At 72.1% G+C, this 26,093-nt stretch carries 25 protein-coding genes; 3 read left to right on the forward strand and 22 right to left on the reverse strand.

What is annotated here, in order from left to right; genetic code table 11:
- Positions 1 to 139: 139 nt before the first annotated feature.
- The 16 genes from dprA to proS form a co-directional block, all read right to left on the reverse strand.
- Positions 140 to 1,324, reverse strand: coding sequence for a DNA-processing protein DprA (dprA, locus tag FHS39_RS00200; protein ID WP_184345716.1), 1,185 nt, complete (start codon positions 1,322 to 1,324; stop codon positions 140 to 142).
- The gene (locus FHS39_RS00205; protein ID WP_184346590.1) at positions 1,321 to 2,925 is read right to left on the reverse strand and encodes a YifB family Mg chelatase-like AAA ATPase; all 1,605 of its coding nucleotides are present in this window, start codon (positions 2,923 to 2,925) and stop codon (positions 1,321 to 1,323) included. Before FHS39_RS00205 ends, dprA begins: the two co-directional genes overlap by 4 nt.
- Positions 2,925 to 3,284, reverse strand: coding sequence for a YraN family protein (locus FHS39_RS00210; protein WP_184345717.1), 360 nt, complete (start codon positions 3,282 to 3,284; stop codon positions 2,925 to 2,927). Before FHS39_RS00210 ends, FHS39_RS00205 begins: the two co-directional genes overlap by 1 nt.
- Positions 3,285 to 3,435: 151 nt before the next feature.
- Positions 3,436 to 3,744, reverse strand: a complete 309-nt coding sequence (locus tag FHS39_RS00215) for a DUF2469 domain-containing protein (RefSeq protein WP_007821609.1) — start codon at positions 3,742 to 3,744, stop codon at positions 3,436 to 3,438.
- Positions 3,745 to 3,783: 39 nt separating this feature from the next.
- Positions 3,784 to 4,290, reverse strand: a complete 507-nt coding sequence (locus FHS39_RS00220) for an NUDIX domain-containing protein (protein ID WP_184345718.1) — start codon at positions 4,288 to 4,290, stop codon at positions 3,784 to 3,786.
- Positions 4,283 to 5,038, reverse strand: coding sequence for a signal peptidase I (gene lepB / locus FHS39_RS00225; RefSeq protein WP_184345719.1), 756 nt, complete (start codon positions 5,036 to 5,038; stop codon positions 4,283 to 4,285). Before lepB (FHS39_RS00225) ends, FHS39_RS00220 begins: the two co-directional genes overlap by 8 nt.
- A gap of 55 nt (positions 5,039 to 5,093) precedes the next feature.
- Positions 5,094 to 6,137, reverse strand: a complete 1,044-nt coding sequence (lepB, locus tag FHS39_RS00230) for a signal peptidase I (protein WP_184346592.1) — start codon at positions 6,135 to 6,137, stop codon at positions 5,094 to 5,096.
- The gene (gene lepB, locus FHS39_RS00235) at positions 6,079 to 7,107 is read right to left on the reverse strand and encodes a signal peptidase I (RefSeq protein WP_184345720.1); all 1,029 of its coding nucleotides are present in this window, start codon (positions 7,105 to 7,107) and stop codon (positions 6,079 to 6,081) included. The genes lepB (FHS39_RS00230) and lepB (FHS39_RS00235) overlap by 59 nt, the downstream gene beginning before the upstream one ends.
- Complete coding sequence (lepB, locus tag FHS39_RS00240; protein WP_045933095.1) at positions 7,100 to 7,903, reverse strand: signal peptidase I; 804 nt, start codon at positions 7,901 to 7,903, stop codon at positions 7,100 to 7,102. Before lepB (FHS39_RS00240) ends, lepB (FHS39_RS00235) begins: the two co-directional genes overlap by 8 nt.
- Before the next feature lie 45 nt (positions 7,904 to 7,948).
- Positions 7,949 to 8,299, reverse strand: coding sequence for a 50S ribosomal protein L19 (rplS, locus tag FHS39_RS00245; protein WP_045933094.1), 351 nt, complete (start codon positions 8,297 to 8,299; stop codon positions 7,949 to 7,951).
- A gap of 128 nt (positions 8,300 to 8,427) precedes the next feature.
- Positions 8,428 to 9,237, reverse strand: coding sequence for a tRNA (guanosine(37)-N1)-methyltransferase TrmD (gene trmD / locus FHS39_RS00250; RefSeq protein ID WP_184345721.1), 810 nt, complete (start codon positions 9,235 to 9,237; stop codon positions 8,428 to 8,430).
- Positions 9,237 to 9,800, reverse strand: coding sequence for a ribosome maturation factor RimM (rimM, locus tag FHS39_RS00255; RefSeq protein WP_184345722.1), 564 nt, complete (start codon positions 9,798 to 9,800; stop codon positions 9,237 to 9,239). The genes trmD and rimM overlap by 1 nt, the downstream gene beginning before the upstream one ends.
- A gap of 90 nt (positions 9,801 to 9,890) precedes the next feature.
- Positions 9,891 to 10,130, reverse strand: coding sequence for an RNA-binding protein (locus FHS39_RS00260; RefSeq protein ID WP_045933091.1), 240 nt, complete (start codon positions 10,128 to 10,130; stop codon positions 9,891 to 9,893).
- Positions 10,131 to 10,132: 2 nt separating this feature from the next.
- Positions 10,133 to 10,570 (reverse strand): 30S ribosomal protein S16, encoded by a 438-nt coding sequence (gene rpsP, locus FHS39_RS00265; protein WP_184345723.1) that lies wholly within the window; start codon positions 10,568 to 10,570, stop codon positions 10,133 to 10,135.
- Positions 10,571 to 10,737: 167 nt separating this feature from the next.
- On the reverse strand, positions 10,738 to 11,328 hold the full coding sequence (locus tag FHS39_RS00270) for a hypothetical protein (protein WP_045933089.1): 591 nt from the start codon (positions 11,326 to 11,328) through the stop codon (positions 10,738 to 10,740).
- Positions 11,329 to 11,561: 233 nt separating this feature from the next.
- Positions 11,562 to 12,977, reverse strand: coding sequence for a proline--tRNA ligase (gene proS / locus FHS39_RS00275; protein WP_184345724.1), 1,416 nt, complete (start codon positions 12,975 to 12,977; stop codon positions 11,562 to 11,564).
- A 343-nt stretch (positions 12,978 to 13,320) separates the two neighbouring features.
- On the opposite strand from proS, the gene FHS39_RS00280 reads away from it, so the two are divergent.
- Positions 13,321 to 14,151, forward strand: coding sequence for a class I SAM-dependent methyltransferase (locus FHS39_RS00280; RefSeq protein WP_184345725.1), 831 nt, complete (start codon positions 13,321 to 13,323; stop codon positions 14,149 to 14,151).
- A gap of 102 nt (positions 14,152 to 14,253) precedes the next feature.
- Here FHS39_RS00280 and ffh read toward each other — a convergent pair whose 3' ends face one another.
- The 5 genes from ffh to nsdA form a co-directional block, all read right to left on the reverse strand.
- Positions 14,254 to 15,798 carry a signal recognition particle protein gene (ffh, locus tag FHS39_RS00285; protein ID WP_184345726.1) on the reverse strand — a complete coding sequence of 515 codons (1,545 nt, stop codon included), beginning with the start codon at positions 15,796 to 15,798 and terminating at the stop codon, positions 14,254 to 14,256.
- 77 nt (positions 15,799 to 15,875) lie between these two features.
- Positions 15,876 to 18,314, reverse strand: coding sequence for a [protein-PII] uridylyltransferase (locus FHS39_RS00290; protein ID WP_184345727.1), 2,439 nt, complete (start codon positions 18,312 to 18,314; stop codon positions 15,876 to 15,878).
- A 20-nt stretch (positions 18,315 to 18,334) separates the two neighbouring features.
- On the reverse strand, positions 18,335 to 18,673 hold the full coding sequence (locus FHS39_RS00295) for a P-II family nitrogen regulator (protein WP_045933085.1): 339 nt from the start codon (positions 18,671 to 18,673) through the stop codon (positions 18,335 to 18,337).
- On the reverse strand, positions 18,670 to 19,956 hold the full coding sequence (locus tag FHS39_RS00300; protein ID WP_184345728.1) for an ammonium transporter: 1,287 nt from the start codon (positions 19,954 to 19,956) through the stop codon (positions 18,670 to 18,672). The genes FHS39_RS00295 and FHS39_RS00300 overlap by 4 nt, the downstream gene beginning before the upstream one ends.
- 314 nt (positions 19,957 to 20,270) lie before the next feature.
- On the reverse strand, positions 20,271 to 21,797 hold the full coding sequence (nsdA, locus tag FHS39_RS00305) for a transcriptional repressor NsdA (protein WP_484600443.1): 1,527 nt from the start codon (positions 21,795 to 21,797) through the stop codon (positions 20,271 to 20,273).
- Between the two features lie 421 nt (positions 21,798 to 22,218).
- Here nsdA and FHS39_RS00310 point away from each other — a divergent pair, with 421 nt between their 5' ends.
- A complete protein-coding gene (locus FHS39_RS00310; RefSeq protein WP_184345729.1) occupies positions 22,219 to 22,887 on the forward strand; it encodes a bifunctional DNA primase/polymerase in 669 nt (222 codons plus the stop codon).
- A 163-nt stretch (positions 22,888 to 23,050) separates the two neighbouring features.
- On the opposite strand, the gene ftsY is transcribed toward FHS39_RS00310, so the two are convergent.
- Positions 23,051 to 24,292 carry a signal recognition particle-docking protein FtsY gene (gene ftsY, locus FHS39_RS00315; protein WP_184345730.1) on the reverse strand — a complete coding sequence of 414 codons (1,242 nt, stop codon included), beginning with the start codon at positions 24,290 to 24,292 and terminating at the stop codon, positions 23,051 to 23,053.
- 208 nt (positions 24,293 to 24,500) lie between these two features.
- On the opposite strand from ftsY, the gene FHS39_RS00320 reads away from it, so the two are divergent.
- Entirely contained in the window at positions 24,501 to 26,012 is a 1,512-nt protein-coding gene (locus tag FHS39_RS00320) for a purine-cytosine permease family protein (protein ID WP_246469736.1), read from the forward strand.
- Positions 26,013 to 26,093 lie beyond the last annotated feature (81 nt).

A 26,093-nucleotide genomic window follows, 5' to 3' on the forward strand; every position in this document is an offset into this window, starting at 1 on the left:
ACCCCTTCGGTTTGCCTGGCTGCGTTTCCTCTGCCGGTGCCCCGCGGCAGCGGCCGCGGGGGCGCCCGTCGGCCGCATGGAGCACGCCGTATCGGCGGCCGCGGTCGTCGCCTTAACCCTTTCACCCGATCACCCCAGGTCAAGCACCGCCTCGCCGCACACCGGGGCGCCGTCCGGGGGGCTTGGGGATGCCGGATGTTGACGCAGCGTCAGCCAACTGCCAGAGATCACCCTGCCGTTCCACAAAGCCCAGGGCCTGGAGTTCGTACAGCTTGGCGAGCGCCCGGGGCCCGCTCATCCCGGCCTGACGGGCGATGAGGCCCGCATCCGCACCACCGCGACCCGGCACGGCTTCCAGCGCTCGGGCGGCCATGGGCTCCAGCAGATCGCGGGGCACGACGGGGCCGCGCCGCTCGGGCGCCAGTTCGCCCATGCCGCCGACCAGCTCGGCGACTTCGTCGGCGTCGGTCACCAGGCACGCGCCCTCGCGCAGGATTTCGTGCACCCCCGCCGAGAGCCCCGAGGTGACCGGCCCGGGAATCCCCATGGTGTGCCGCCCCAGCCCCAGCGCCCGCCGCGCCGTGACCAGCGACCCGCTGCGGTACTCGGCCTCCACCACCACCGTCCCCCGCGTCAGGGCGGCGATGACGCGGTTGCGCAGGACAAAACGGCTGCGCGTCGGATGCCCGCCCGGCGGCAACTCGGCCAGGACCAAGCCCTGTTCCGTGATCCGCTCCAGCAACTCGGCGTGGCCGCGCGGATAGGGCACGTCCACCCCCGAGGCCAGCACGGCCACCGTGGCCCCGCCCGCGGCCAGCGCTCCCCGATGCGCCGCCCCGTCGACCCCGTACGCCGCGCCGGAGACCACCACCCACCCCCGCTCGGCGAGCCCCACCCCGAGGGTGGCCGCCACATGCGAGCCGTAGCCCGTGCAGGCCCGGGCGCCGACCACGGCCACCGACCGCAGCGCCCACAGCCGGACGTCCGCGGCGCCGCGCACCCACAGGCCGACGGGCCGGGCATCCCCCAAATCGTCCAGCTGCCGCGGCCACTGGGCGTCCCCCGGGCACAGGAAGCGCCCGCCGAGCCGGGCGACGGTGGCGAGATCGCCGACGGGGTCGAGGCCTTCGGCGCGCGCCCGGCATCCTTCGAGGCGGTCCGCCCTCGCCCCCGCCGGTGGCGGCCCGGCCCCGGTCAGGCCCCGCACCAGCGCCACCGGCCCCATCTGCCTCAGCCATCTCCCGATGCACTCGTCCCCCGGCTCGGCCAGCCGCGTCAGGGCCACCCGGGCCAGGCGCTCCTCCTCGCGACTGGGCGGGCTCATGACCAGCCGCCCGCGAGGACCGCACCGCGCTGGACACCGGTGCGCAGCTCCAGGGCCTGCTCCACATCCCCCTCGTCGGGCCGGCCGTGCCCGGCGAGATCCGCGACCGTCCAGGCCACGCGCAGCACCCGGTCCAGCCCCCGGGCCGTCAGCAGTCCGCGCCCCATGTCCCGTTCGGCCTCGGCCAGGGCACCGGGCGCGGCGCGCCAGCGGGTGCGCAGCTCGTGTCCCGGCACCTCGCTGTTGGTGCGCCAGGGCGTGCCCACGTACCGCGCGGCGGCGCGCTCGCGGGCGGTGCGGACCCGCGCGGCGACGTGGGCGGTCGGCTCGGACCTGGCGCCGCCGGTGAGCTCGGAGCGGGCCACCGGCTCCACCGTCACGCGCAGATCCACCCGGTCCATCAGCGGTCCCGACAGCCGGCCCAGATAGCGCCTGACCACCCTGGGCGGGCAGTCGCATCCCTCGCCGGTCATGCCGTGCCTGCCACAGGGGCAGGGGTTGGCCGCGAGGCAGAGCAGGAAGGCGGCGGGCAGCCGCATCACGCCGCCGGTGCGGGCAACTACCACGTGTCCCGATTCGAGGGGCTGTCTGAGCGCGTCCAGGACCCGGCCGGAGAACTCCGGCGCCTCGTCCAGGAACAACACTCCGCGGTGCGCCAGCGACACCGCCCCGGGCCGGGGCAGTCCCGAGCCGCCGCCGACGAGCGAGGGCATGGACGCCGAGTGGTGCGGGGCGCAGTAGGGCGCCCGGTCGATCAGCGGCTGTCCGGCGGGCAGCGTGCCGGCCACCGAGTGGACCGCCGTGACCTCCAGTGACTCCTGGGGCGTCAGGGGAGGCAGCAGTCCGGGCAGCCGCTCGGCGAGCATCGTCTTGCCCGCACCCGGCGGGCCCTGGAAGAAGAGGTGGTGGCGCCCCGCGGCCGCCACCTCCAACGCCCGCCGGGCCCGGAGCTGCCCGGCGACTTCGGCGAGGTCGGGCCGGCACTCCTCGGGGAGGGCTCCCGTGCCCGCCCCCGGCACGGCCAGCCCCGCCAGCATCGGATCGGGCCGCCCCTCCCCGGGCGCGTCCTCTTCCTCCTCCGGCACCGGTTCGTCCGCCAGCACGGCGATCAGCTGGCGCAGGCTTCGGACCCCGAGCACGGAGACGCCGGGCACCAGCGCCGCCTCCGCCGCCGTGCGCTCGGGCACGACCACGTGGCGGTAGCCCGCGTCGGCGGCGGCCAGCACCGCGGGCAGGACGCCCCGCACCGGGCGGACCCGGCCGTCGAGGCCCAGCTCCCCGAACATCATCAGATCGGTGATCCGCCGGGGGTCGATGCGCTCGGCCGCGGCCAGCACGGCGCAGGCCACGGCGAGGTCGAAGCCGCTGCCGCCCTTGGGGACGGAGGCCGGGCTCAGCCCGACGGTGAGCTTCTTCTGGGGCCATTCGCCGCCCGAGTTGACCACCGCCGCCCGCACCCGGTCGCGGCTCTCGCTGAGGCTCTTGTCGGGCAGCCCGACCAGCGTGAAGGCGGCGACGCCCGGCTCCAGCCCGGCCTGGACCTCGACCACCACGCCCTCGACTCCGACCAGGGCCACCGAGCACGTACGGGCGAAGCCCATCACGCCACCCCCTTGGCGTGCTCGACGACGGGAGCGCCCCGCTCGGGGACGACCACGCCCACCAGGTCGATGCGCACCCCGCCCGGCGGCGGGCCGCCGTGCCGCTCCAGCCAGTGCCCGGCCAGCAGCCTGAGCCGGCCGGCCTTGACCGGGCCGACCGCGGCCATCGGATGCTCGTACACCCCCTGGCGGCGGGTCTTGACCTCGCAGACGACCAGGGCGTCGCCGTCGAGCGCGACGATGTCGATCTCACCGGCCCGGCACCGCCAATTGCGGGCCACGACTCTTATGCCGCTCTCCACCAGCCGCCGCGCCGCCAGGTCTTCCCCGTAGCGTCCGAGTGCCCGTCGGGCGTTCATCGGCACCACCTCCGGCACCGACTGTGACGCCTCCGCCCGGATCCATTGGATCTTGGTGGATAACCGGCGTGATGTGGAAAACCCGCTCACCCCCAAGGGTGAAGCGGACCCCTGGCCCCTAGGCCCCGAGACCCGAGGCCCGCCCCCGCGCTCAGCCCCCCGGCAGATCCAGGTCCGTCTTGTTGAGCTCTTCGATGTTGACGTCCTTGAACGTGAGCACCCGCACCTGCTTGACGAAGCGCGCCGGGCGGTACATGTCCCACACCCACGCGTCCGCCATGGAGACCTCGAAGAAGACCTCCCCCTGCACGGAGTGGACCTGCATCTCGTAGTCGTTGGTGAGGTAGAAACGCCGCTCGGTCTCGATCACGTATTTGAACAGACCGACGACATCGCGGTACTCCCGGTAGAGCTTCAGCTCCATCTCGGTCTCGTACTTTTCGAGGTCCTCGGCGCTCATGGCATGTTCCCCTTCAGCCGTGCGTCCCCCCATTGTGCGTCAGGCACGCTCGGTCTCCAGGAGCACCGGCGTACTCGGGGGTCCCTCGTCGAGCAGCGTGCGCAGCAGCCCGGCGAGTCTGGTCGGATACACCGTCTCACGGGCCGCGAGCAGTTCCTCGCAGGTCCACCAACGCAGCCCCGCCAGGCTGCGCCGTTCCAGGTCCGTCCCGCCGCCCGTCCACATCGGCATCTGCTCCGTGCGGGCCAGGTAGTAGCGCTCGTCCTGGTCCCAGCGCCGGCCGTCGAAGGGGAAGGAGCAGGTGCGCGTCCACAGCACCGGGCCCAGCTCGATCTCGGTGATCCCGGTCTCCTCGGCGAGCTCGCGGCGCGCCGCCTCCTCCCAGCTCTCGTCCCCTTCCAGACCGCCGCCGGGGGTGAACCACCAGGTGGTCGAGGGGTCGCCGGGTTCGTAGCCGTGCAGCAGCAGGACGCGGTCGTACGGGTCGAGCAGGATCACCCGCGCGGCCTTGCGCCGTCCGGTGCCCGGGCCGGCCGCATCATCCACCGGCCATCGCCGCCTTTCCGCCTCGCGCGGCCCGCCCCGCCCGCAGCCGTGCCACCGGCCCGTACGCCGCACCTCCCAGGATGAGCGCTGCTCCGGCCAGGACGCACCTCACCACCCAGGGCAGCGGGCCGGGGCTGGAGGTGCCGCCGGGCAGGGCGGCGAAGGAGCGCGGCCGGCCGAGCATGCCCCAGCCGGCCATGGGCCAGGCCGTGGCGTCCACGCGCGCCCGGACCGCGCTGCGCGGCACCGAGCCCTGGCCGCCGTCGGCGAGGTGGACCCGGGAGTCGACCGAGTCGGAGCGGTGGTCGCCGAGGAGGAAGAGCTGGCCCTCGGGGACGGTCGCGGAGAAGCCGGTCGGGGAGGCGGGGCGGGAGCCGTCCTCGAGATACGGCTCCTCGATCGGCTGACCGTTGACCGTCAGCCGGCCCTTGGCGTCACAGCAGGAGACCTTGTCGCCGTCGGTGCCGACGACGCGTTTGACCATGGGGAGATTGCCCCAGACCTTGTCCTGGAAGACCACGACGTCCCCGCGCCGGACGTCGGCGCCGTCGATGCGCTGGGCGAGGACCCGGTTGCCCTGGGCAATGGTGGGCGCCATGGAGTCGGTGGGCACGGTGTACGGCTTGTACAGCACGGCGCCCCATGCGAAGCCGCCGAGGAAGAGCAGAGCGCCGACGGCCACGGCCAGCCCGGACAGCACTCTGCCCGCGCGGCCGTGGCCGTCGCCGTCGTGTCCCGCTCTGGCCATGGCGCGCCCCCGGTCGTCGAGAAGGTTTGCGCGCACACTACCCGGCGGTACGGGATCAGTCAGCCCTTCGGGACGCCTTCGCCGACTCGCCCGCCTGGTTGAGCAGCCTCCTGCGGCGCCACAGCACCAGCGGCACGGCGCCGGCGAGGCCGAGCGCGGGCGGTGCTGCGGCGCCCGCCGCCCCGAGCCCCTTCTGGTCGAAGGTGGAGGGGACGGGCAGGGTGGACCAGCGGTTCAGCGGCCAGGCGACGACGATCGCACGGCCGACGACCTCGTCCTCGGAGACCGTGCCCTGGAAGCGGTCGAGGTCCTGGTGATAGCGGGAGTCCAGGGAGTCCTGGCGGTGGTCGCCCATCACCCAGATCCGGCCCTTGGGGACCTTGATCGGGCCGAACGGCTTGTCACCGCAGGGGGTGTTGCCGGGGAAGATGTACGGCTCGTTCAGCGGCTTGCCGTTGACGACCACGGGGTCGTTGTTGCCCTTGCACTCGACCGTGTCGCCGCCGACCGCGATGACGCGCTTGATCAGGTCCTTCTCCTCGGCGGAGGGCATCAGGCCGATGAAGCTGAGGACCTTTTGGATGCCGCCTGCCACCGGGCCGTTGTCGGTGGCCGGGCTCTCGCCGAGCCAGCCGCCCGGATCGTGGAAGACCACGACCTCGCCGCGCTCGGGCTTCGACCCGAACCACGGCGTCAGCTTGTCGACCAGAACTCGGTCGCCGCGCTGCAGGGTGTTCTGCATCGACTCGGACGGGATGGAGAACGCCTGCACCAGGAAGGTCTTGATGAGCAGTGCGAGAACCAGAGCGACGACGATGAGGATCGGCAGCTCTTTCCAGAGGGAACGTTGCTTCTTCGGCTCGCTCCCACGGCCGCCTCGGCCGCCGCCCTCCTCCTTCGCGCCGTCGACGCCTTCCGTGTGCCGGGCGTCCGGGCCGGGCACCGCGGGCGCGCCCTCGCGCCGGGCACCGGCCTGGCCGTGGACGCCCTGGGACATGGCCTCGTCCGGCGCGCCGCCGGGCGTCTGCCCGGCCGGCTCGTCAGTCCTCCCGGGCCGCTTCTCGGGCTCTCCGTGACCGGAATGCGCGCCGACCGCCAAATCCCCCACATCCACTCCTTACTCCACGCTGCCGCCTGTCGTACATACGACGCAGGCCCACCACTCCCATAACGAGCGGGAGTTCCGCAGGGGTCGGGAGCCGGACCATTCCTTCTTGATCCGTGGGGGACACACTATGCGGCGAAGCGTCCCCTTGCGCTCGTACCTGCGGCGCGTCTCGCACGGATGCGTACGTGTCCGGTTCGGCCAGCCCCCGCCAGTGCCCGAACGGCCACGCGATGACGAACGCACGCCCGATGACCAGGTCTTCGGAGACCGTTCCCTGCCCGGGCTCGGTCAAGTGGTAGCGGGAATCGGCCGAGTCGGAGCGGTGGTCGCCCATCACGAAGATCCGGCCCTGCGGGACCTTCACCTCGAACGCCAGCTGCGAAGGGGGGTTTCCGGGATGAACGTACGGCTCGAGGAGCGGCGTTCCGTTGACCGTGATTTTGCCGTCCTTGTCGCAGCATTTGACCGTATCGCCACCGACTCCGATCACTCGTTTGATCAGATCCTGCTCGTTCGCGGACGGCAACAGGCCGATGAAGGTCAGCGCCTGCTTCCCCTGGCGGATCCCCACCGGGTCGGCGCCGGGCTTGGACTGCTCCCCGGCGAGCCATCCCCCCGGGTCCTTGAAGACCACCACGTCGCCTCGGTGCGGCTTCGAGCCGAACCAAGGGGTGAACTTGTCGACGAGCACCCGGTCGCCGATGCGGATCGTCTGCTCCATCGAACCGGACGGAATGACGAACGCCTGCACCAGGAACGTCTTGAGCACCAGGGCGATCAGCACCGCGACCCCTATGAGGATCGGCACCTCCTTGACCATGGACCTGCGGCGCCGCCGCTTGACCCTGCGGGCCGCCTTCCGCCGGGCGGCGCGGCCGCCGGTCGCCGGTCCGCTCACCGGTCCGGTGACGACCGCCTCGGCCGGGCGCGTGCGGGCGTGCGTGCGCCCCCGGCTACCCATGGGCCCCATGGCCGGGGCCCGGTACGTGTGCGAAGGCATCCGGCCGGTCCAGCGAGGTCATCCGGCGCAACGGCCAGCCGATCCAGTCGGCCCGGCCGATCACCCGGTCCACCGGCACCGTGCCGCCGCCCGGCTCGCCCAGATGGTCACGGGAGTCCCGGGAGTCACTGCGATGATCACCCATGACCCACAGCTTGCCCTCCGGAACCACGATGTCGAACGGCACCTGCGAGGGTTCGTCTCCCGGATGCAGATAGTCCTCGATCACCGGCACGCCGTTGACCGCGAGGCGGCCGCGCTTGTCGCAGCAGGTGACGCGGTCGCCGCCGATGCCCACGACCCGCTTGACGTAGTCGGTCTCGGCGGGCCGCATCAGGCCGACGGCCGAGGCGCCCTTGCGCACCAGCGCGGTCAACGGGTTCTCGGCGGGCGCGTCGTGCACGAAGGAGTCCGTGCCGTCGAAGACGACCACGTCGCCCCGGCGCGGCTCACGGCCGAAGTCATAGGCCAGCTTGTTGACCAGCACCCGGTCCCCCACCTGCAGCGTGTTCTCCATCGAGCCGCTGGGGATGAGGAAGGGCTGGACCAGGTAATTGCTGACGAGCAGCAGCACGACGAGGCAGACGGCCAGCAGCACCCCGGCCTGGCGCAGCGTGCCGCCGCCGGTGAGCCACTGCCGTGCGGCGCGTACCGGGCGCCGCAAACGGCGCGGAAAACGCGCGGAGCGCGACCGCTCCTCCCCCTCGTCGGGGTCGGAAGAGCGGTCGCGCTCCGAAAGCTGTGCGTCGGTGTCCATCGGGTCCAGAGCCTATCCGGCCGGGCCGGGACGCCGGCAGGAAGCTCAGTTGTCGCGCTTCTCCTTGATCTTCGCGGCCTTGCCGCGGAGCTCACGGAGGTAGTACAGCTTGGCGCGACGGACGTCACCGCGGGTGACGAGCTCGACCTTCTCGAAGATCGGGCTGTGCACCGGGAAGGTGCGCTCGACGCCGACGGAGAAGGAGACCTTGCGGACCGTGAAGGTCTCGCTGACGCCCGCGCCCTGGCGGCGGATGACGACACCCTTGAACTGCTGGATGCGGGAGCGGTTGCCCTCGATGACGCGAACGTGGACGTTCACGGTGTCACCCGGACGGAAGGCCGGGAGGTCGGTGCGCAGGGACGCGGAGTTGACGTTGTCGAGCAGGGAGGACATGCGTGTCTGCTTCCTCGCCGATGCCACAGGTCATCAGCGGAATCGTGCCGAAGTGGAGTGGTGCCGAGGCGCCGGGCGGGCGTCGTTCCCCCTGTGGCAGGGGCGCGCGCCGGACGCAAGGCAACGGCTTATTCTTCCACGTCCGTGGCCACTGGCCCAAATCGACCGTCCTCGCCCGGGCCCCAGCCCAGGATCGAGAGCATTTCGCGGTCCTTCTTGTCGAAGGCGGCCGGGTCGGCGCGCTCGATGAGGTCGGGCCGGTTCGCGGTCGTACGGCGGAACGCCTCGTCGCGGCGCCAGCGGGCGATCTTCCCGTGGTGGCCGCTGAGCAGCACGTCCGGGATGCCGCGGTCGCGCCACTGGGGCGGCTTGGTGTAGACGGGGCCCTCCAGCAGGTCGGCCATGGCGCCGGGCGCGAAGGAGTCGTCACGGTGCGACTCGGCGTTGCCGAGGACGCCGGGCAGCAGCCGGGCGATGGCCTCGACCATGACCAGCACGGGGGCCTCGCCGCCGGCCAGGACGTAGTCGCCGATGGAGACCTCGCGGACGTCCAGCCGGTCGCCGTACTCCTCGATGACCCGGCGGTCGATGCCCTCGTAGCGGGCCGGGGTGAAGACCAGCCACGGCTTCTCGGACAGCTCGACGGCGAGGGCCTGGGTGAAGGGCTTGCCACTGGGGGTGGGGACGACGATCGTGGGCCGGCCCTCGCCGGAGGCGATGACCGCATCGAGCGCCTCGCCCCACGGTTCGGGCTTCATGACCATGCCGGGCCCGCCGCCGTAGGGCGTGTCGTCGACCGTGTTGTGCTTGTCGTGCGCCCACTCGCGCAGGTCGTGCACGCGGACGTCCAGCTGCCCCCGGGCGCGGGCCTTGCCGACGAGCGAGACGTTCAGCGGCTCGAGGTAGTCGGGGAAGATCGTGACGACGTCGAGGCGCATCAGGCGTCACCCTCGCCCTGCTTGGCCTCGCGGGAGCTCGCCACCTCGGCCTGCTCGACGTCGAGCAGGCCGCGCGGCGGGTCGACGACGGCGCGCTGCTCGTCCAGGTCGATCTCCGTGACGATCTCGGAGACGAAGGGGATCATGACCTCGCTGCCGTCGGGCCGCTCGACGATGAACAGGTCCTGCGAGGGCAGGTGGGAGATCTCCGCGATCCGGCCGACGACGGCACCGTCGACGGTGACGACGTCGAGGTCCATCAGCTGGTGGTCGTAGAACTCCTCGGGGTCCTCGGGCGTCTCGTCCGGGTCCACCTCGGCGACGAGGAGGGTGTTGCGGAGCGCCTCGGCGGCGGTGCGGTCGTTCACCCCGGTGAACCGCAGCAGCAGGCGGCCGCTGTGCACCCGGCCCGCCTCGATGGTCAGCGGCCCCACGCCCGCGGGGTCCGTGGCCAGTACGGCCCCGGGTCCGAGCCGGAGCTCGGGCTCGTCCGTACGCACCTCTACGGTGACCTCGCCCTTGATGCCGTGGGCGCGGCCGATCCTGCCGACTACGAGCTGCACGTCCCTAATCCTTCTCACATTTTCGCACGAACGCGACAACGGGCCGGGAAGGAGATTCCTTCCCGGCCCGTGCCGGTGCTCTGCCGCCGATCAGCTGACCTGATCCACGTCGACGAGGTCGACGCGGATGCCACGGCCGCCGATGGCGCCCACGACGGTGCGCAGGGCCCGCGCGGTGCGGCCGTTGCGGCCGATCACCTTGCCGAGGTCATCGGGGTGGACCCGGACCTCCAGCACGCGCCCGCGGCGCAGGTTGCGCGAAGCGACCTGCACCTCGTCGGGGTTGTCGACGATGCCCTTCACGAGGTGCTCAAGGGCCTCCTCGAGCATCCTCAGGCCTCGGTCGACTCGGCGGACTCGGCCTGAGCGGCCTCGTCCTTCTTCTCCGACTTCTTGGCCTTCGGGGTGATGGCCTCACCCTTCGCCTCGCCGGCCTCGAGAGCCTTGGTGAACTCCTCGAACGCGGCGCGCTTGTCCTTGGGCTCGGCGACGAGCATCGGGGCCGGGGCGGGCAGACCCTTGAACTTCTGCCAGTCGCCGGTGACCTTGAGGATGGCCAGGACGGGCTCGGTCGGCTGGGCGCCGACGCTCAGCCAGTACTGGGCGCGCTCGCTGTTGACCTCGATGCGCGAGGGGTTCTGCACCGGGTGGTACAGACCGATCTCCTCGATCGCACGGCCGTCACGGCGGGTGCGGGAGTCGGCGACGACGATGCGGTAGTGAGGCGAACGGATCTTGCCCAGACGCTTCAGCTTGATCTTGACTGCCACTGGAGTGGTGTCTCCTGGTCTTGACGTGGTTGGGCACAACGAGATGCCACGTGGGGTTTGCGGTACCCGGGGTGCCCGATGGACGCGTCAGCCGGAGGAGAGAGGGGTCCTATGCGACTGTCGAGTACAGCCACTCATTGTGCCACACCGATCCACCCCGGCCGACCTCAGCCGACCGAGACGGCCTCCGGGATGCGGAACGGCTGGCCGCAGCCGCCGCACATGATCGGCGCCTGGGCGAGCACGGAGGGCACGACGCGGACGTTGCGCCCGCATTCGCAGACCGCCTTCACCCGCACCCCGCCGCCCGACGAGCCGTGCCGCGCCGCCGGCCCGCGGAACGTGCGCGAGGTGTCGGCCGTCGTGGCGACGGTGTGCGCCTTGAGCGCGCGCTGGAGTCTGTCGATGGTGGTGCGGTAGCGCTTGCGCGCCTCCGGATTGAGCACGACCAGCGAGAAGCCACTGCTGGGATGCGGCTCATCGCTGTGGTCGAGCCCCAACTCCTCGGCGATCGCCAGGAAGCGGCGATTGTGGTAGCGGCCGGCACGAGAGGTGTCCCGGACACCGCGGGCGGCCGCGATGCCGTGCACTGCCTCGTGCAGCAGCCTTTCGAAGGAGAGCTCGGCGCCGCAGGCGGACGACGACTCCCCGATCAACGATTCGGGCGCGGCTAGATCCGGCAGCTCGGGGTGGAACCGCTGAATGTCGGCCCACGCCTGCGCCAGCTCTGCGGCGAGAACAGGTGGTGTCGTGCTCACGTCGTGACAACGAGCCGGGGCCGCCCGGTGTTCCGATACCGGGCCATCCCAAATAATTTGCACGTACCAGTCAGTTTCCCGACCGATCCGCCCCGACGAGGGCGGGTACGGCGAAGCCGGATGAGTAGCTCACCTGTTCGTAAGGTGGGACGTACTGACCCATGAGTAAGTCGGACGGGCCGTTGTGCACCCCTGGGCGTGCGCTGTGCAGCGCACGCCCAGGGGCGGATGAATCAGTAGGCGCGCGCGACGATGGCGATGGCGCCCGGGGCGTCGTCGGACTCCGGCACCGAGCCGTCCTCCGCGACCAGGCAGCGCACGGTCACGGCCTGCTCGGCCAGCTTGGCCTCGCCCTCCGCGCCCAGCGTGGCCCACGGGATGCGGGCCCAGCCACCGGCGACAGCGGCCTCGGCCGCCTCCTCGATCGTCTGCACATCGGTCGTACGGGACTCGCGGCGCTCGCGCGACTGGCTCAGCAGCAGCGCCTGGTCCTCCTCCAGGACCTTCGGCAGCAGCGCGGCCAGCTCCTCGATGCGCACCGGCTCCTTGCCGCCCGGAATGCGGCGGGCCAGCATCGCGGTGCCGTTCTCCAGGTCGCGCGGGCCGATCTCGATGCGGACCGGCACGCCCTTGAGCTCCCAGTCCACGGCGCGGCGGCCGAAGGGGGTGTCGGTGCGGTCGTCGACCTGCACCCGCACGCCCGCGGCCTTGAGCACGTCGCCGATCTCGCGGACCTTGGCCAGCACGGCCTCGTCGCCCTTGATCGCCAGGACCACGGCCTGGACCGGCGCCAGCCGCGGCGGCACCCGCAGACCGCTGTCGTCGCCATGCGACATGATCAGACCGCCGACCATGCGCGTCGACACGCCCCAGGAGGTCTGCCAGACCAGCTCCTGCTGCCCGTCCTTCGACAGGTAGGAGGTGTTGAAGGCCTTGGCGAAGTTCTGGCCGAGCTCGTGGCTGGTGCCCAGCTGCAGCGCCTTGCCGTCGCCCATCATGCCCTCAAGAGTGAGGGTGTTGATGGCGCCCGCGAAACGCTCCTTGGGCGTCTTGCGGCCGAGCACCACATCGATGCCCAGGACGTTGACCATGAAGTCGTAGTAGACGTCCCGGTGGATGCGGGCGGCGTAGTCGCGGGCGTCCTCGTAGGTGGCGTGGGCGGTGTGGCCCTCCTGCCAGAGGAACTCGCTGGTGCGCAGGAAGACGCGCGGGCGCATCTCCCAACGGACCACGTTGGCCCACTGGTTGATCAGCAGGGGCAGGTCGCGGTAGCTCTGGACCCACTTGGAGAAGTACTCGTTGATGATCGTCTCGGAGGTGGGCCGGACGACGACCGGCTCCTCCAGCTCCTTGCCGCCGCCGTGCGTGACGACCGCGAGCTCGGGGGCGAAGCCCTCGACGTGCTCGGCCTCCCGCGTCAGGTAGGACTGCGGGATGAAGAGCGGGAAGTACGCGTTGGAGGCGCCCGCGTCCTTGATCCGGGCGTCCATCTCCTGCTGCATGCGCTCCCAGAGCCCGTAGCCGTACGGGCGGATGACCATGGTGCCGCGCACCGGGCCGTTGTCGGCCAGCTCGGCCTTGTTGATCAAGTCCTGGTACCAGCGCGGGAAGTCTTCCGCCTGGGGGGTGAGAATGGGAGCCTTTGCCATGGTGGGCATGGTACGGGGCGCGTGTGGCCGAGTGTGAATCCGTCGGCCCGCAACCCCCTCTTCCCGGCCGCGCGCCGGGGCTGCCGGAGCCGAGCTTTGGCCAGGCCCGGCCCGAGCTCTGGCCAGGCTATGACACCCGGCACATGCCATCGCGAGCCCGGGAGAACCTTCTTCCGTCATCCCCTGGACTCGGGGACGGAAGCGGAGTTCTCTGGCATCGGGGGGAAATTCACGGCGACGCTTCACGCGCGCCGCACGCACGGCCCGGCACGCACAGCACCACCACATGGGGGCGGCTTACGGATCACGACGACACGTCTTCCGGCGGATTGGGGCGCTTTCGATGACACCAACGCTCGTGCGGCGGCACCTGCCGTCCTCAACCCCGCCCGGGTCGCGGGCCCGCGACTGGGCGGAAATCCAGGAACGGATGCTGGTGCCGCTCTACGAAGCGGTGTACGAGCGGCTGGAGGTCGGCTCCGGCACCCGGCTGCTCAGCCTGGGCTGCGGCTCGGGGCTGGCCCTGCTGATGGCCGCGGGCCGCGGCGCCCGCGTCTGCGGCGTCGACCGCGACGGCCGCCGCCTCGAGCTCGCGCGCGAACGGCTGCTGCCCGAGGGCGGCCACGGCGACGACGGCACCCGGCTGGGGCTGGGCGGCCCGGAGACCGTCCTCGACCCCGCGGGCCCGTGCTTCAACCTCATCACCGCCTTCGACCCCCTGTTCTGCGCGGGCCCGGGGCCGCGCGGCCTGGCCGAGGCCATCTCCCGGGCGGCCGCCTGCGCCGAGCACGGCTCGCCCGTGGTGCTGGCCGGCTGGGGTCCGCAGGAACGCTGCGCGGCCTCCGGGGCGCTGCGGGTGGCGGCCCGGCTCGCCGACCCGATGTGCGCGCCGGCCCGCTGGCGCCCCAGCGGCCGCGACGACCTGGAGAACCTCGCCCGCCAGGCCGGGCTCGCCCCCGACGGCTCGGGCCGTGTCTCCTGCCCGTACGGCTACGCCGACATGACCAGCGCCGTACGCGGCCTGCTGTCGACGGGAGCCTTCGACGCGGCGGCCCGGGCGACCGACGAGGAGCAGGTCACCAAGGAACTCATCGAGGCCCTCCACCCCTATCTGCGGGGCGACGGCACGGTGTGGATGCCCAACGTCTTCCGGTACCTGATCGCGCGCGTCTAGGGCGTGCCCTGGGGGCGTACGCCCCACGCCATGCGGAAGCCCCCGGCGGCGGGTGCCACCGGGGGCTCGCGGACGGGCCGGTCAGCCCGTGAACTTCTTGAATCAGCCCATGAACTTCTTGAACTCGTCGGGCAGTTCGAAGTCCTGTGCGTCCTGGCCGGCGGGCAGGCCCAGCGGGTTGCCCGCCTGCGCCTGCTCGCGCCGCTCGGCCGCGGCCTGCTCCTCGGCCTTGCGCTTCATCGGGTTGCCGCTCTGGCGCTTGCCCTTGGCCTGCTTCTGCTGCTTCTTCTTGCGCGAGGCGCCGCCGCCCATGCCCGGCAGGCCCGGCATCCCCGGCATGCCGCCCTGGGCCATGCGGGACATCATCTTCCGGGCGTCGAAGAAGCGCTCCACGAGGTTCTTCACCGCGCTGACGTCCACGCCCGAACCCTTGGCGATACGGGCACGGCGCGAGCCGTTGATGATCGTCGGGTCCTGGCGCTCGGCCGGGGTCATCGACTTGATGATCGCGGCGGTGCGGTCGACGTCCCGCTCGTCGAGGTTGTTGATCTGGTCCTTGATCTGGGCCATGCCGGGCAGCATGCCGAGCAGCTTGGAGATGCTGCCCATCTTGCGGACCTGCTCCATCTGGGACAGGAAGTCGTCGAGCGTGAACTCCTTGGGTCCCTTCGCCAGCTTGGCCGCCATCTTCTCGGCCTCGTCCTGGCTGAAGGTCTGCTCGGCCTTCTCGATCAGGCTGAGCACATCGCCCATGCCGAGGATGCGGGACGCCATGCGGTCCGGGTGGAACGCGTCGAAGTCGTCCAGCTTCTCGCCGTTGGAGGCGAACATGATCTGCTTGCCGGTCACATGCGCGACCGACAGTGCGGCACCGCCGCGGGCGTCGCCGTCGAGCTTGGAGAGCACCACGCCGTCGAAGCCGACGCCGTCGCGGAAGGCCTCGGCGGTGTTGACCGCGTCCTGGCCGATCATCGCGTCGACGACGAAGAGGATCTCGTCCGGCGAGACCGCATCGCGGATGTCCGCGGCCTGCTGCATCATCTCCGCGTCGATGCCGAGACGGCCGGCGGTGTCGACGATGACGATGTCGAACTGCTTGGTGCGGGCGTACTCGATCGAGTCCTTGGCCACCTGGACGGGGTCGCCCACGCCATTGCCCGGCTCCGGCGCGTAGACGCCCACGCCGGCGCGCTCGGCGACGACGCTCAGCTGGTTGACGGCGTTGGGGCGCTGCAGGTCACAGGCGACGAGCAGCGGCGCGTGGCCCTGCGCCTTGAGCCAGCGGCCGAGCTTTCCGGCGAGCGTGGTCTTACCGGCACCCTGGAGACCGGCGAGCATGATCACGGTCGGCGCGGTCTTGGCGAACCGCAGGCGGCGGGTCTCGCCGCCGAGGATGCCGACGAGCTCCTCGTTGACGATCTTGACGATCTGCTGCGCCGGGTTCAGCGCCCGGGAGACCTCGGCGCCGAGGGACCGCTCCTTGACCTGCTTGATGAACGAGCGGACGACGGGCAGGGCGACATCGGCCTCGAGGAGGGCGATGCGGATCTCGCGTGCGGTGGCGTCGATGTCCGCCTCGGAGAGGCGGCCCTTGCCCCGGAGGTTCTTGAACGTCGCTGCGAGGCGGTCGGAGAGGGTATCGAACACGGTGGTCGCGGATCCTTCTTGTTGAGTGTCCAAGGCGGCGGCTGACCCCCAAGGGTATCGGGCGGCCCGCGGTCCGGTCAGCCGCCCAGCGCCTCCTGCACTCCGCGGGCCACCGCCGCCGCCTCACCCGCCTCCAGCGGCAGCCCCTCCGCACCCGTCACATAGAACGCATCCACCACGCTCGCCCCGAGCGTGCTCACGTGTGCGCTGCGTACCCATACACCCGCCGCCTCCAGGGCCTGCCCGATGCGGTGCAGCAGGCCCGGGGCGTCCTGGGCGCGGACCTCCAGGACCGTCGCCGCGCGGGAGACGCCCCGGGCCACGCTCACCCTCGGCGGCGCCGGGACGGTGCCGCGGCGCCGCTTGCCGTAGGCCGCCTCGCGCTCGGCCAGGCGGCCCGGGATGTCGAGGGAGCCGTCCAGGGCGCGCACCAGGTCGGCCCGGAGCCGGGCCGCCTCGGGGGGCGCCCCGTATTCGGCCGCGACCCGCCAGTTCAGCAGCAGGGCGCAGCCTTCGGTCGCGGGAGCGGCGTCGACCGTGCGCAGTTCGGCCGTACGGACCGTCAGGCGGTGCAGGGCGAGGACGCCGGCCGTGGCGGGCAGCACGCCGGGCTGGTCGGGGACGGCGACGGTCAGCTCGACGCCCACCGGCGCCGCGTCCCCTTCCGCGCCCTCCGGCCGGGCGTGCAGGGCGAGGACCGGGCCGCCGGTGCGCAGCGCCTCGACCGCCATGCGCTCCTGCTCGGCGGTGGGCGGGCCGGGCTCGGTGCGGTCCTCGGTCGCTTCGCCCGCCAGCGCGGCCGCCGCGCGGCGGACCAGGTCGGCCACGAGCGCGGCCCGCCAGGTGCTCCAGGCCGCCGGTCCGGTGGCCAGGGCGTCGGCCTCGGTGAGCGCGTGCAGCAGCTCCAGGGTGCCGGTGCGGCCCACCGCCTCGGTGACGGTGCGGATCGTGGCGGGATCGTCGAGGTCGCGGCGGGTGGCCGTCTCGGCGAGGAGCAGGTGGTGGCGGACGAGCGTGGCGAGGACGTCCGTGTCGTCGGGCTCGCAGCCGATGCGGGCGGCCACCTCCCGGGCGAGCTGCTCGCCGGTGACGCTGTGGTCGCCGGGGCGGCTCTTGCCGATGTCGTGCAGGAGGGCGGCGAGCAGCAGCAGGTCGGGGCGGCCGACGCGGCGGGTGAGGGCGGCGGCCTGCACGGCGGTCTCGACGAGGTGCCGGTCGACGGTCCAGCGGTGGACGGCATTGCGCTGGGGCCGGCTGCGTACGTGCTCCCACTCGGGCAGCAGCCGGGAGACGATCCGCTCGGCTTCGAGGGCCTCCCAGACGGCGACCGTGGACTCGCCCGCGCCGAGCAGGGTGACCAGCTGCTGCCGCGCCTCGGCGGGCCAGGGCACCGGCAGCGGGCCGGCGGCGGCCAGGCGCCGTACGGCGTGCGGCGAGAGCGGCAGGCCCGCCTGGGCGGCTGCGGCGGCGGCCCGCAGGGGCAGGACAGGGTCGTGCTCGGGCCGGGCGGTGCGGGCGAGGACGGCCTCGCCGTCCTGCTCGACCACGCCTTCGGCGAGCGGGATGCGCTCGGCTTCGACGAACCCTCCGCGGCCTCCGCGGCCGCCCAGTATCCGGCGCAGCCGGGCCCGGCCGGAGCGGGCGCGCAGCACGCGGCCGACCTCGCGCCAGGTGACGTCGGCGGCGTAGGAGACGGTGCGGGCGGCCTCGTAGACGCGGTGCAGCAGGGCGTCGGCGTCGGGCAGGCCGAGGGCGGCGGCGACCTGGTCCTGCTCCTGGAGGGCGAGACGGTCGGTGGCCCGGCCGGTGGCCAGGTGGAGGGCGTCGCGGGTGTCGAGCAGGAGGGTGCGGGCGTGTTCGAGGCCCTCACGCGGGGCGTCGGCGAGCCAGGAGGCGGCGACGGCGCGCAGCGCGGTGGCGTCGCGCAGGCCGCCGCGAGCCTCCTTGAGGTCGGGTTCGAGGAGGAAGCGGAGCTCGCCCTGGCGGCGGGCCCGTTCCTCGCACATCTCGCGCAGTTCGGGCAGGCGGGCGGGGGCCTGGGCGCGCCAGTCCTCGTAGGCGGCGGTGCGCACCGCGGCGCTGAGGCGGGGGTCGCCGGCCACGTGGCGGGCGTCGAGGAGGCCGAGGTGGACCTTGAGGTCGCCGTCGGCCGCCTTGCGGGCCTCGTCGGGGGTGCGCACGGAGTGGTCGAGGGCGAGGCCCATGTCCCAGACGGGGTACCAGACGCGGTCGGCGAGCGCCGCGATCTCCGCCGCGGGGGCGCTGCCGTCGTGCAGGAGGAGCAGGTCGAGGTCGCTGCGCGGGGAGAGCTCGCCGCGGCCGTAGCCGCCGACGGCGACGAGGGCTGTGCCCTGGGCGGGGCCGAGCAGGGAGGTCAGCCAGTCGTCGGTGATCCGGGCGAGCGCGCTGCGCAGCGGCGGCCCGGCGGGGGCTCCTCGGTGGAGGAGCTCGATCCGGGCCGCCGCGTAGCCGTGGGGCTCCGAGCCGGCGGGCGGTGTGGTGGTGTTGTCCGTCAACTCGGTTTCCCTCGTGGGTCTCAGAGCGCGTCCGGGCCGCGCTCGCCGGTCCGTACGCGCACGACCGTGTCGACGGGGACGGCCCAGACCTTGCCGTCGCCGATCTTTCCGGTGTGTGCCGCGGCCACGATGACGTCGATGACGGCGTCGGCGTCGGCATCCTCGGCGAGGACCTCTATACGGATCTTGGGGACCAGGTCGATCTTGTATTCGGCGCCCCGGTAGACCTCGGTGTGGCCGCGCTGGCGGCCGTAGCCGCTGGCTTCGGTGACGGTGAGGCCGTGGACGCCGAAGTCCTGCAGCGCTTGCTTGACGTCGTCGAAGCGGTGCGTCTTGACGATCGCGGTGATGAGCTTCATGCGTCCACTTTCTTGGTACGGGGGCGGTCGCCCGCGGCCGGGGCGGGTGCGGTCGCGGTGGAGCGGGAGGCCGCGGCGCCGCCGACGGCGCTGAAGTCGTAGGCGGTCTCGGCGTGGAAGGCCTGGTCGATGCCGCTGACCTCGTCGTCCTCGTCGGCCCGGAAGCCGATCAGCTTGTCGACGAGCTTGGCCAGCAGCCAGGAGACGGTGAAGGAGTAGGCCATCACGGAGAAGGCGCCCGCGGCCTGGCGGCCGAGCTGGGTGGCGCCGCCGATGCCGTTGGTGGCGAGGAGGCCGACGAGCAGGGTGCCGATGACGCCGCCGACGAGGTGGACGCCGACCACGTCGAGGGAGTCGTCGAAGCCGAGCTTGAACTTCCAGCTGACGGCCCAGGAGCAGACGGCTCCGGCGACGAGGCCGATGAGGATGGCGCCGAAGGCGTTGACCGCGGCGCCGGAGGGCGTGATGGCGACCAGGCCGGCGACGGCGCCGGAGGCCGCGCCCAGCGTGGTGAACGCGCCGTGCTTGATGCGCTCGTAGACGAGCCAGCCGAGCATGGCCGCGCCGGTGGCGACCTGGGTGTTCATCGCCATGTTGGCGGCGGTGCCGTTGGCCGCGAGGGCGGAGCCGGCATTGAAGCCGAACCACCCGAACCACAGCAGTCCCGCGCCGAGCATCACCAGGGGGAGGCTGTGCGGGCGCATGGGGTCCTTGGTGAAGCCGATGCGCTTGCCGACGACGAGGACGGCGGCGAGCGCCCCGATGCCCGCGTTGATGTGGACGGCCGTGCCGCCGGCGAAGTCGATCACCTTGAGCTTGGCGAGCCAGCCGTCGGGCTGCCAGACCCAGTGGGCGACGGGGAAGTAGACGATCGTCACCCACAGGGCGATGAACAGCGACCAGGCGGAGAACTTCACGCGGTCGGCGAGTGCGCCGCTCATCAGGGCCGGGGTGATGATGGCGAACATCATCTGGAAGAGGGCGAAGGCGAAGACCGGAATGCCTTCCTTGCCGCCGGTGAGCGTCTCGGGGCTGATGCCCTTGAAGCCGATGTGGTCGAGGTTGCCCAGGAGGCCGGCGCCGACGTCGTCACCGAAGGCGAGCGAGTAGCCGTAGAGCACCCACAGGACGGTGACGATGCCGAGCGAGATGAACGACATCATCAGCATGTTGAGGGCGCTCTTGACCCGCACCATGCCGCCGTAGAAGAAGGCCAGCGCCGGTGTCATCAGCATCACCAGGGCGGCACTGATCAATACGAATGCGGTATCTGCGCCATTCAATGTCGGTGTCTCCTCGCGGCGATGGCCCGAGCCCCGTACGGGCCGGTGTTCCAGGTGGGCCGGTGTGGCCACGAGGCTGGCGCAGCGGGGTTTCGGTGGATGCCATGGGTTGTTTCACGCCAGTGACGAAGGTGGAGGGCGTGTTACGCCCTCGTGAACCGCCCGGGGCCGGGCGGCGACTGCCGCTACTCTCCCCCGCGCCGGGAGCCGACGGTCGACCGACCGCGGCGACCTGCCCGGATTGACCTGGCGTGGGGGAGCCGAGTCGGGCTGTACGGGTGGTCGCCGCGGCCGGGTAGGTGGGCCGGAAGGGATCAGACCGCTTGGACGGCCTCCGCGGATTCCGGCAGGTGGATGGCGAGTTGGTCGGTCAGGTCTATGACTTCGGCGACATCGCCGAAGTCGCGCACGGCGGTGTCGACGGTCTTGCGGAGCCGGTTGTTGACCCGCTCCGAACGCACCTGCTTTGCGATCTTGAGCGCCCGTCCGGCGAGCACCGTGGACTCCTCGGGCTCACGCTCCATCAGGTGCACGGTGGCCATGCCGATGAGGTTGAGCGCATACGAACGCTGGTGTTCGTTGTCCTGCGAGAAGAGCTCGACGGCGCGCTCCATCTTGGGCCGCGCCAGTGAGGCGTAGGCGGGGCTGCGCCCGGCGATGTAGGCGAGGTCGCGGTAGGAGTGGGCGTTCTCCGCGTTGAGCTCGGCCTCGGAGAAGAAGCGGATCCAGTCGGGGTCGCCCTCGCCGGGGAGGCAGTCGGCGAAGCAGTCCTCGGCCATGGTGACAGCGCGCTTGCACTTGGCGGGCTGGCCCATGTTCGCGTACGCCCGGGCCTCCATCGCATACAACATCGCCTGGGTCCGCGAGGTGGCCGTCTCCCGCGAGCCGTACTGGCCGAGGTGGATGAGCTCCAGTGCGTCGTCCGGCCGCCCCAGGTGGATCATCTGGCGGCTCATGCTGGAGAGGACGTACGACCCGAGGGGGCGGTCTCCGGCTTCCTTGGCGGCGTGCAGGGCCAGCACGAAGTACTTCTGCGCGGTGGGGTGGAGGCCCACGTCGTAGCTCATCCAGCCCGCGAGCTCGGCCAGCTCGGCGGCCACCCGGAACAGGCGCTTGGCGGTGGCGTCGGGGTGGGGCTCCTGGAGCAGGTCGGTGACCTCATGGAGCTGGCCCACGACGGCCTTGCGGCGCAGCCCGCCGCCACACTGGGCGTCCCACTGGCGGAACATCACCGTCGTGGACTCCAGCAGCTCCAGCTCGGGCTTGGACAGCCGCGGGCGGCGGGCGCGGTCCCGCTCGGCCGTCGGCTCGCCGTCCCGGCCGGTGGGGCCGGGCACCAGCCAGCGCTGCATGGGCTCGATCAGGGCCGGGCCGGCAGCGAGCGCGAGCGAGGTGCCGAGGAAGCCCCGGCGGGCCAGCATCAGATCGCTGCGGGAGAACTCGCCGAGCAGCTCGACGGTCTGGGGCGCCGCCCAGGGCAGGTCGACGCCGGAGACGGAGGGCGACTGGTGGGCGACGCGCAGGCCGATGTCCTCCACGCCGACCACACAGCCGAACCGCTCGGAGAAGAGCTCGGAGAGGATCTTGGGAATGGGCTCGCGCGGCTGCTCGCCGTCCAGCCAGCGGCGGACGCGCGAGGTGTCCGTGCTGATGTGGTGGGCGCCCAACTGGCGGGCCCGGCGGTTCACTTGCCGGGCGAGCTCGCCCTTGGACCAGCCGCTGCGCAGGAACCACGAGCCCAGCTGCTCGTTGGGGCGCTTCTCCGACTTGTCGGCCTTCTCAGCCTTGCCGGCCCTGTCAGACCCTTCGGCACCACCGGCACCGCTGACGTTGCCGCCCACTGGAACGCCCCCATCCCGAACTCTGCTCGGCGCGACGCCACTCGGCGCGCCAGGACTGCGCACGGCGCCCGAGCGCGCCGGCGGCAAACACAAACCGCCCGCGACGCACCGCCCATTGCGGCCGCCCACCCGGCGGGGTTCATGTACCGAAAGTAATCCTACGATCACCGGTCAGGCGAGAGCAGTCCAGCAAACGCCACCATTCGCCACCCCAACGAATGAACTCCTCCGGGCCCTGGCGCGATTGACTTGACACGGGGCGAGCGGAGAAGGGATGGACCGATGCGCGCCACGGCGCACACCTCGGGCTGCACCACCCATTGCACACCGTCGCGCCGCCTCGGGGACCGGGTCCGCGACCGTACGTGTCCGAGACACTCCGACACGTAACCATCTGCGAGGACGACCCGTTGGAGGGGGCATGGGCTTCACAATCGGCGGCATCCGGGACCTGCGCTCGAGCTCTCGGCGCCGAGGCCGCGCGTCCGAGTGCGTGACCACGGTCGCCGAGTACACCGGCCTGTGGGGGTGGGAGGTGGTGCCCGGCGCCCGCGCCTCGCGCGGCGGCCGCCCGGCCTGCTCGTGCGGCGGCGCCGACTGCCCGGCCCCGGGCGCCCACCCGCTCTCCTTCGCCCCGACCGTCCCGGCCGGCTCCACGCTCGACGAGGCGGCGGCCGCCTGGGCCGAGGTGCCGGGCGCGGCCGTGCTGCTGCCGGTGGGCCGCTCGTTCGACGTGCTGGAGGTCGCCGAGGCGGCCGGCCGGCACGCACTGGCGCGGCTGGAGCGGATGGGGGTGCCGCTGGGCCCGGTGGCCCTGACCCCGCACGGGCGCGCGCTGTTCTTCGTCGCCCCCGGCGCCGCCGCGGAACTCCCCCAGCTCCTCTACCGCATGGGCTGGGACGACGCCCGGCTCGACCTGCGGGGCCTGGGCCCCGGCGACCACATCACGGCGCCGCCCTCGGACTTCGCGGGCCTCGGTCCGATGCGCTGGCTGCTGCCGCCCGCCCTGGACACCGCGGGCCGGCCGCCGGAGGCCCGGCTGCTGCTGGGGACGCTCGCCTACGTCTGCCACCGGTCGGCGGGGTGGTGAGGCGCCGCGGCCAAGGGACGGGGCCGCGGGGCATGACGGGCCGGGAAGCGTGACGGGCTTCGGAGCCCGGAGTGCATCCGGCGCCCGATACGGAAGGGCCCCCTCACAGCTGCACCTGTGAGGGGGCCCTTTCCGCGTCGGGGCGACGTCGGGCGGGTCTGCGTCAGTCGCCGATCAGGGCGTCGACGAACGCCTCGGGCTCGAACGGCGCCAGGTCGTCCGCGCCCTCGCCCAGGCCCACCAGCTTCACGGGCACGCCCAGCTCGCGCTGGACCGCCACGACGATGCCGCCCTTGGCGGTGCCGTCGAGCTTGGTGAGCACGATGCCGGTGATGTTGACGACCTCGGCGAAGACGCGGGCCTGGACCAGGCCGTTCTGGCCGGTCGTGGCGTCCAGGACCAGCAGGATCTCGTCGACCGAGCCGTGCTTCTCCACGACCCTCTTGACCTTGCCGAGCTCGTCCATCAGACCGGTCTTGGTGTGCAGCCGGCCGGCGGTGTCGATGAGGACGACGTCGGCGTTCTCGGCGATGCCCTCCTTGACCGCGTCGAAGGCGATCGACGCCGGGTCGCCGCCCTCGGGACCGCGGACGGTGCGGGCGCCCACGCGCTCGCCCCAGGTCTGAAGCTGGTCGGCGGCCGCCGCGCGGAAGGTGTCCGCCGCGCCGAGCACCACGGACTTGCCGTCGGCGACCAGCACGCGGGCCAGCTTGCCGGTGGTGGTGGTCTTGCCGGTGCCGTTGACGCCGACGACCATCACGACGCCGGGCTTCTCCTCGCCGTTCACGCCGACACCGGGCTCGGTGTGGACGCTGCGGTCGGCCTCGGTGCCGACCAGGGCGAGCAGCTCCTCGCGGAGCAGGAGGCGCAGTTCCTCGGGGGTGCGGGTGCCCAGCACCTTCACGCGCTCGCGCAGCCGCTCCACCAGCTCCTGGGTGGGGGCGACGCCGACGTCGGCGGTGAGCAGGGTGTCCTCGATCTCCTCCCAGGTGTCCTCGTCGAGGTGTTCCCGGGAGAGCAGGGTCAGCAGACCCTTGCCGAGGGAGTTCTGCGAGCGGGAGAGCCGGGCGCGCAGCCGGACCAGACGGCCGGCGGTCGGCTCGGGGACCTCGATCTCCGGCTCGGCGGGGGCGGCGGGGGCCGCCTCCTCCGGCTCGACGACCGGTGCGGTCTCCTCCGGGGCCGGGGCCTCGGGGAGCTCCACCTCTTCCACGGTGCGGCGCGGCTCCGGGCGCGCGGTTTCGGCCTCCTCGCCGACCTGGGGCTCGGCGGGCGGCGCGGTGACGGACGGGCTGCTCGGCGGCGCCGGGGGCAGCTGCTTCTTCTTGCGGCTGCTGACCACGAGCCCGCCGATCGCGCCGAGCGCGACCACAGCGATGACTACGGCAAGGATGACGATTTCCATAACGCACCCAGTATCGGACACCCGGCGGGGCTGGGCGGAGCCTCGGCAATTTGTACGTTGCCACGAGGACCAATGGAACTAACCGCCCAAAGCTAGAGCAAAGTACGATGGCGCAGGGCTCTGCGACGCGCGTAGAGTCCCACCGTCCCTTTCTGCCCAGGCCCCGCCCTGCTTCACTCTGCACGGAGCCCCCGTCATGGCCCCACACATGGACGACGCTGCCAACGGCGCCACCGCGTCCAGCCCTTCCGGCGCCGCCGATTCCGAAGGCGCGATAGAAACCCGCGGCATCGAGCCCGTACCCGATCACGAGCGGCACGGCCGGGTCCGGGAGCTCTTCCCGACCTGGGTCGCCGCCAACATCAGCGTGCTGTTGCTCACCATGGGCGCCGCGCTGGTGGTCTTCAACCACCTGAACTTCTGGCAGGCGCTGGTCGTCGCGGCCTGTGCGGCGGTCGTCTCCTTCGGCCTGGTCGGCATCCTGTCGGTGTCCGGCAAGTGGGGCGGGGCGCCGGGCGCGATGCTCTCCCGGGCGACGTTCGGCGTGCGCGGAAACCTCTTCCCCGGTGCGATCCTCTGGGTCGCGCGGTTCGGCTGGGAGACGATCAACGCGGTCACCGGCGCGTATGCGGTGCTGACCGTGCTGGACCTGCTCTTCGGCGTGAAGAGCAACACCGTGCTGATCGTGATCACGCTGTTCGTCTTCGTGGCCTGTACGTTCCTGGTGAGCGGCATGGGGCGCAAGGCGCTCAACGTCTGCAACAAGTGGTCGACGTACCTCTTCGGCGTCTTCAGCGTGCTGGTGCTCGGCTATCTGATCGCCCACATCAAGTGGAGCGAGGTCTTCTCCCGGCCGGCCGGGTCCACCGCGATGCTGATCGCCGGCATCGGCACGATTGCCGCCGGCGGCATCAGCTGGGTGCCGACGGGTCCCGACTTCGCGCGCTACCTGCCGCACTCCGCGTCCGGGAAGAAGATCGTCGGCGCGACGGTGTCCGGTGCCGGTGTGGTCATGGTGCCGATGGTGCTCATGGGTGCCGTGATGGCGGTGGCCGCGCCTGGCCTGGCCGATGCACCGGACCCCGTGTCGTTCCTCGGCGACATCCTGCCGACGTGGCTGGCCGTTCCGTACCTGGTGACCGCGATCGTGGGCATGCTGCTGATCAACAGCCTGTCGATGTACTCGGCCGGCTTCACCGCCCAGACGATGGGCGTCAAGCTGCCCCGGGCGATGGCCGTCAGCATCAACGCGGTGATCTCGCTGGTGGGCGGCCTGATGCTGATGCTCGTCGCGAAGAGCTTCCTCAGCTCCTTCATCACGTTCCTGATCCTGCTGGCCGTGTCGTTCTCCGCGTGGATCGGTGTCTACGCGGTGGACATGGCGCGGCGGCGGGTGCGGGCCGTTCGGTACGACGCCGCGGCGCTGATGGACACGGGGCGGACGAGCCGCTACTGGTACGTGGGCGGGTTCTGCTGGCAGGCGATGACGGCTTGGGTCGTGGCGCTGGTGGCGGGCGTGTGCTTCACGAAGTGCGACTGGTTCTCGGGGCCGTTCTCGGGGACGTTCGTCGGCAAGTACGGGCTGGGCTGGGCGGCGACGATCGTCATCTCGGCGGTGCTGATGGCAGTGCTGCCGACGCCTCGGGAGACGGGTGCCGTGGTTGCGGAGACCGCTGAGGCAGAGGCTGAGGCCGCTGAGGCGGAGCCGGTTCCGGCGTAACCAACCGTCGGCTTGGATCGAGGGCCCCCTGTTGGGGGCCCTCTTTCGTTTGTCGGGGGGCGGGGCCGGGGTGGGGTGGGG

The sequence above is a fragment of the Streptomyces olivoverticillatus genome (assembly GCF_014203555.1).
Taxonomy (GTDB): Bacteria; Actinomycetota; Actinomycetes; order Streptomycetales; family Streptomycetaceae; genus Streptomyces; species Streptomyces olivoverticillatus.